The sequence below is a fragment of the Bradyrhizobium sp. genome (genome assembly GCF_017881085.1).
Lineage (GTDB): Bacteria > Pseudomonadota > Alphaproteobacteria > Rhizobiales > Xanthobacteraceae > Bradyrhizobium.
The window spans coordinates 1-5,201 of sequence record NZ_JADGRI010000354.1 but is presented as its reverse complement, the minus strand read 5'-3'; the positions used below and the strand labels follow the sequence as shown (position 1 = coordinate 5,201).

The window sequence follows — 5,201 nt, the reverse complement described above, 5'->3', positions numbered from 1 at the left end:
AGCGAAGCGATACCGGCGGCGTCGACGGTCAACATGACCGTGCGCCTGGCCAGTTGCAGTGAGGTCATTCTGTCAAGGGAGTGGGCTGTAGACCGGCTGCCCGGGGCGTTTTCCCTGGCGGACTTGCGGATCAGATCGATGTCGAGTGCGTTCATGGGTCGTCTCTTGATTGTGCAGGACGAAGCTTTCTGCCATTAATAGAATGGTCAGACGGAGGCCCTTTGTATGCACTCACCTGAGCGCAGGGGTGCGCACACCGGTGCGCACGGACACGGACGAATGGCTGACTGGGACTTGGTCCGGATTTTCCTCGAAGTCGCCCGAATAGGCAGCTTTCGAGCCGCGGCCGAACGTCTGAACATGTCGGCGAATTTTCTCAGCAAGCGAATTTCGGCGCTGGAAAACGCCTACAAAGCCACACTCATGACCCGGCATGTCGACGGGATCCGGCTGACGCCGGAAGGCCTCAAGGTCCTCGAGGCCGCCAAGCGCATGGAGGAGGCGTCCTTTGCAATGGACCTCGCGCTGAACCAGGCCACGCCTGCGCTGAGTGGCGAGGTTCGGCTCGCCGTCACCGAGGGGCTTGGCACATTCTGGCTGGCGCCAAGGCTGGTCGAATTTCAGCGGGCCTATCCCGGCCTCCTGGTGGACTTGAAATGCGAAATGCGCTCGGCCGATCTGCTTCGGCTTGAGGCGGACGTTGCGGTGCAGCTCGAGGAGCCCGGCAATCCCGATCTCAAGAGAATCAAGATCGGACGGCTCCACGTCATGCCCTTCGTCAGTCCGTCCTACGTCGAAATCTATGGCCTGCCGAAGGATCTCGACGATCTCAAGCAGAACCACCGCATCGTCATCCAGGACGCCGAGCAGACCAAGGGCAAGGAAATCTACGACAGATATTCCGGCCGCGAGCAGGTCGGCTTTGTCGCGATGCGCAACAATGTCAGCACCGCCCATTTGTGGTCGATCGCGAAAGGCGCCGGCATCGGTTGGTTACCGACTTACGTTCCCGCGCTCGGCGATCCGCTGATACCGCTCGATGTCGGCGTCAAGTTCGAACTCGATATCTGGCTCGCCTATCACCCGGATGCGAAAAAAATACCGCGCGTGAGGCAACTGATCGAATGGGTGGTCCAGTCATTCGAGGGGCGCAAATATCCGTGGTTTCGCGACGAGTTCGTGCATCCGAACGACTTGCAGAAATCCTACAAGGAAGCCGAGCCGCTGGTGAACCTGTTTGCGGGGTTCAAGAAAGTATCGCGGCCGAAGGTCGTCCGGATCTTCCCCAACCGTGCGGACGGGACCGACCGATGATGGGCAACGTCACCGACGGACATCTCGATCGGCTCGTGAAGGCAAGATGGCTCGCGATCGGGGTTTCGCAATCCGACCTCGCCGAAGTACTCGATGCCGCGTTTCAGCAAGGACAGGGCGACGGCAACGCACCGAACGGAGCCGACGCCGATCGCCTGTTGCAAGTCGCCGACGCACTCGACTTCCTTCGCAGCCACGCCGTCAGCATCGAACCGAGAGAGCCGAACGAATTTTGGGCGCAGAATACCAGCTCGCTGCAATCGTTGCTCGAACTGCGCCTGCTGCGGGCTTTTAACGAACTGAGCGACCATCGCACCAAACGGATGCTGGTTCACCTCGCCGAGCAGATCGTCAAACGCCAGACCAACCGCCGCGAAAACGGCGGCTAGCCCGTCGGGGCCGATCGAAACCGGCCCCGGTCGGGGGGCCCGATCCATGCATAAAGCCGCCGCCCGTCAGGCCGCGAGCGTAGTCCGCTCGCTGGATTTGAGCCGGACCGACTTGCCGCCCGGCGGATTCCTCGGCGAATGGTCGAGGCTGGACAGCGCCTCGAGGATCTCGTCGATGGAGACCGCGCGCCTGGTTCCCGGAATGGCGCGCAAGGCGGGACACGATGTCACCGCGGCGGCATCGGATGCCCAGGAGGCCAGAATGGCCCTTTTCTCCGCGCGCGACAGCGTGGTGTCGGCGAGCACATCCCGGGGATGATCGAAAACCGAACCGGGATGCAAAATGGCGTTCAGATCGTACACATTTTCATCAGAGCTACGGTCAAGACCGGTCATGTCGTCCTCCTCAAACTCCTTTCGTTTCGGGACGGAAATCGAATTAGAAAAGCCGGAGCTCGGTTCAAGACCCCAGCCGGAATTCTTTTGAGCGTCCCCGAACGGCGAAACAACTCGCTGGGCCGGCATCGTCCGGGGCAACTCCGGGTTTACCAAAAAATCCGGCGGCCTCTTGAAACCAAAAGAGCCTTTGCTAATTTCTTGTCCGCCGCGACATGCGGCCCAGGCGCCTTTCGGGGGCCTGGCTGAGACGGGCGCCGGCGGTGTCCGGTGCCTGCTCGTACCCATCTTGCTCAATGGAGGATTTGGATATGGGAACCTACGACTTCACGCCCCTCTGGCGGTCGACGATCGGCTTTGACCGCTTTTTCGATCTGGTCGACGCCGCGCAGCATCCCAGCAGCGACGACAACTACCCGCCCTGCAACGTCGAGCGGCTTGGCGAAGATCGCTATCAGATATCGCTGGCGCTCGCGGGCTTCGCTCCCGACGAGATCGGCATTACGGCCGAGCAGAACGTGCTGACAGTCGAAGGCCGCAAGGCCGCGCAGGCGCAGCGGGAGTTCCTCTATCAGGGCATCTCTTCGCGGCCGTTCAAGCGGCAGTTCAACCTGGCCGACTACGTCCAGGTCAGAGGCGCGACATTCGACAATGGGTTGCTGCAGATCGAACTGGTCCGCGAGATTCCGGAAGCGATGAAACCGCGCCGGATCGCAATCAACGGCGCGCCCGCCTCCAACGTCCGCGAGATCGAGACCAAGGCGGCCTGACCTGCAGCACTGGCGCGACGTCGAGACCTGCCGCGGCGAATCCGCCGTGGCGGGTTGGCGAGCGAGTGCTGTTCCCTGGCGCGCGAAGGCGATGAACCGGCGCTGCTCGCCGGTAGAACCATCGATCGTGGGCCCGCGCAGCGGCCGAGCGAAAGGTGATAGGCCCGCTCGGCGATGGCGAGGCCGTCACTGTCGGCGACGTTTCCCCCGGGGCGTCAGCGCGCCGTCGCGGCACCACTCCGTTGCGGCGCCATTGATTTCCAATCGGCACTGCGGGGCGGTGCAACCCTGGAATGTCGCCTTGTGCATGGTCGCGATGCATCCTGCGCCATTGAACCCGGGCGAAAATCCGTGTCTGTGAGCAGGCCGGGGCAGTAACCGGTCCGGCGGGTGACGCCGGACTGGCGGCCGCGGCGTCTTTGAACCCGGGCCAGAAACCACCGCTCCATGTCTGCCTCCGATCAAACCACCGGCGCCGGCGCCTCGGGCAACTGGCTCGCCAACCAGCCCTATCTGCTGCTCTCCATCACCGCGTTGTGCTGGGCCGGCAACGCCATCGTCGGCCGCCTCGCCGCCGGACACATTCCGCCGGTGACGTTGTCGTTCCTGCGCTGGTCGCTGGCGTTTCTCATCGTGCTTCCGATCGCCTGGAACCACCTGAAGCGCGACCGGGCCGCGATCCGCGGCAAGCTCGGCACCATGATCGTGCTTTCCATCACCGGCATCGGCATTTTCAACACCCTGCAATATTGGGCGCTCGAATACACCCAGGCGCTGAACACGCTGCTCTTGCAGTCGGCCGGACCGCTGTTCGTCGCGGTATGGTCGCTGGCCCTGCTCGGGGTCCGGCTAACATGGGCGCAGGCCTGCGGAATCATCGTGTCGCTGACCGGCGTGCTGGTGATACTGCTGCACGGCGACCTGACCACGCTCAAGAACATCGAGTTCAACAAGGGCGACCTCATCTTCACCGTCGCACTGCTGATCTTCGGACTCTATTCGGTGCTGACGCTGAAGCGGCCGGAGATTCACGGGCTGTCGTTCGTGGCCTTCACCTTCGGCTGCGGCGCGGCGTGTCTCATTCCCTTCCTGATCCGGGAATTGCTGACACGCCCGGTGATGCAGCTCGATACCGGCAATCTCCTGATGCTTTTCTATGTGGCGGTGTTCCCCTCCACCATCGCCTATCTCTGCTTCAATCGCGGCATCCAGCTGATCGGCGCCAACCGCGCCGCGCCGTTCTTTCATGTGGTGCCGGTGTTCGGATCGGTGATGGCGATCGTCTTCCTCGGCGAGCGTCCGCAGTTGTTCCACATCATCGGCTTTGCGCTGGTGCTGACAGGTGTTTTTGTTGCATCGCGCAAGCAGGCCAGCGCGGTTTCCGCGAATAAGCGCTGACGCGGAGGTTGACCGCGATTTCGCCGTGTCGGACCATCGCCGCCGCCGCCTTTGAACACGGACCGCCTGCCGCCATGCACGATCGAACGACGAACGTCACTCCCCCGCCGCCAACCGTGCAGCGCGCCGAAAGCGCCGTGCCGCGCGATCTGCGGCGCTATCTCTCGCTCGACGATTTCGAGGCGACCGCCCGGCGCAGGCTGCCAAAATTTCTTTTTGGCTATATTTCCGGTGCCGCCGAGACCGACGCCGCACTTCGCGACAACCGCCGCGCGTTCGACGAATACGGCTTTGTGCCGCGGGTGCTGAACGACGTCTCCGGCCGCGACCAGACCACGACCCTGTTCGGCAAGACCTATGCGGCGCCGTTCGGCATTCCGCCGATGGGCTCGGCGGCGTTGTGCGCCTATCGCGGCGACATCGTGCTGGCGCGCGCGGCCGCTGGCATGAACGTGCCGATGTGCCTTTCCGCCTCGTCCCTGATCACGCTGGAAGACGTCCGGCGCGAAAACCCGGCCGCCTGGTATCAGGCCTATCTGGCCGGCGATCCCGCCCGCATCGAGCCCCTGGTCGACCGGGTCGCGGAGGCCGGCTACGACACCTTCGTCGTCACCGCCGACGTGCCGGTGCCGCCCAATCGCGAGAACAACATCCGCAACGGTTTTAAGGTCCCGCTGGCGATCACGCCGCAGATCGCCTGGGATACCCTGACCCATCCGCACTGGCTGTTCGGCATCTGGGCCCGCACGCTGATGAATCACGGCATGCCGCATTTCGAGAACATGGACGCCATGCGGGGGCCGCCGGTGCTGGCCAAGAACCTGATGCGCAACATCGGCAAGCGCGATCAGCTCGCCTGGAAACATGTCGAGCTGATCCGCAAGCGCTGGAAGGGCAAGCTCGTGGTCAAAGGGCTGATCGCGCCGGCGGACGC

Annotated in this window: 6 protein-coding genes; 5 read left to right on the top strand and 1 reads right to left on the bottom strand. The window is 63.3% G+C overall.

Annotated elements, in window-relative coordinates:
• Positions 1 to 279: 279 nt before the first annotated feature.
• Together QZ213_RS24250 and QZ213_RS24245 are read left to right on the top strand one after the other, a co-directional pair.
• Positions 280 to 1,314 carry a LysR family transcriptional regulator gene (locus QZ213_RS24250; protein WP_291688612.1) on the top strand — a complete coding sequence of 345 codons (1,035 nt, stop codon included), beginning with the start codon at positions 280 to 282 and terminating at the stop codon, positions 1,312 to 1,314.
• Positions 1,311 to 1,703, top strand: a complete 393-nt coding sequence (locus QZ213_RS24245) for a hypothetical protein (protein ID WP_291688611.1) — start codon at positions 1,311 to 1,313, stop codon at positions 1,701 to 1,703. Before QZ213_RS24250 ends, QZ213_RS24245 begins: the two co-directional genes overlap by 4 nt.
• A gap of 66 nt (positions 1,704 to 1,769) precedes the next feature.
• Here the strand turns inward: QZ213_RS24245 and QZ213_RS24240 are convergent, their stop codons facing one another.
• Entirely contained in the window at positions 1,770 to 2,099 is a 330-nt protein-coding gene (locus QZ213_RS24240) for a hypothetical protein (protein WP_291688610.1), read from the bottom strand.
• Positions 2,100 to 2,410: 311 nt separating this feature from the next.
• On the opposite strand from QZ213_RS24240, the gene QZ213_RS24235 reads away from it, so the two are divergent.
• The 3 genes from QZ213_RS24235 to QZ213_RS24225 form a co-directional block, all read left to right on the top strand.
• Positions 2,411 to 2,869: an Hsp20 family protein gene (locus tag QZ213_RS24235; RefSeq protein WP_291688609.1), complete on the top strand. Its 459-nt coding sequence runs from the start codon at positions 2,411 to 2,413 to the stop codon at positions 2,867 to 2,869.
• 447 nt (positions 2,870 to 3,316) lie between these two features.
• Positions 3,317 to 4,267: a DMT family transporter gene (locus QZ213_RS24230; protein WP_291688608.1), complete on the top strand. Its 951-nt coding sequence runs from the start codon at positions 3,317 to 3,319 to the stop codon at positions 4,265 to 4,267.
• Positions 4,268 to 4,341: 74 nt separating this feature from the next.
• A partial coding sequence (locus QZ213_RS24225; RefSeq protein ID WP_291688607.1) for an alpha-hydroxy acid oxidase occupies positions 4,342 to 5,201 on the top strand: 860 nt, incomplete at its 3' end.

Coding starts and splice junctions, on each gene's coding strand:
- QZ213_RS24250 (WP_291688612.1), top strand. CDS start 280: ATGGCTGACTGGGACTTGGTCCGGATTTTCCTCGAAGTCGCCCGAATA.
- QZ213_RS24245 (WP_291688611.1), top strand. CDS start 1,311: ATGATGGGCAACGTCACCGACGGACATCTCGATCGGCTCGTGAAGGCA.
- QZ213_RS24240 (WP_291688610.1), bottom strand. CDS start 2,099: ATGACCGGTCTTGACCGTAGCTCTGATGAAAATGTGTACGATCTGAAC.
- QZ213_RS24235 (WP_291688609.1), top strand. CDS start 2,411: ATGGGAACCTACGACTTCACGCCCCTCTGGCGGTCGACGATCGGCTTT.
- QZ213_RS24230 (WP_291688608.1), top strand. CDS start 3,317: ATGTCTGCCTCCGATCAAACCACCGGCGCCGGCGCCTCGGGCAACTGG.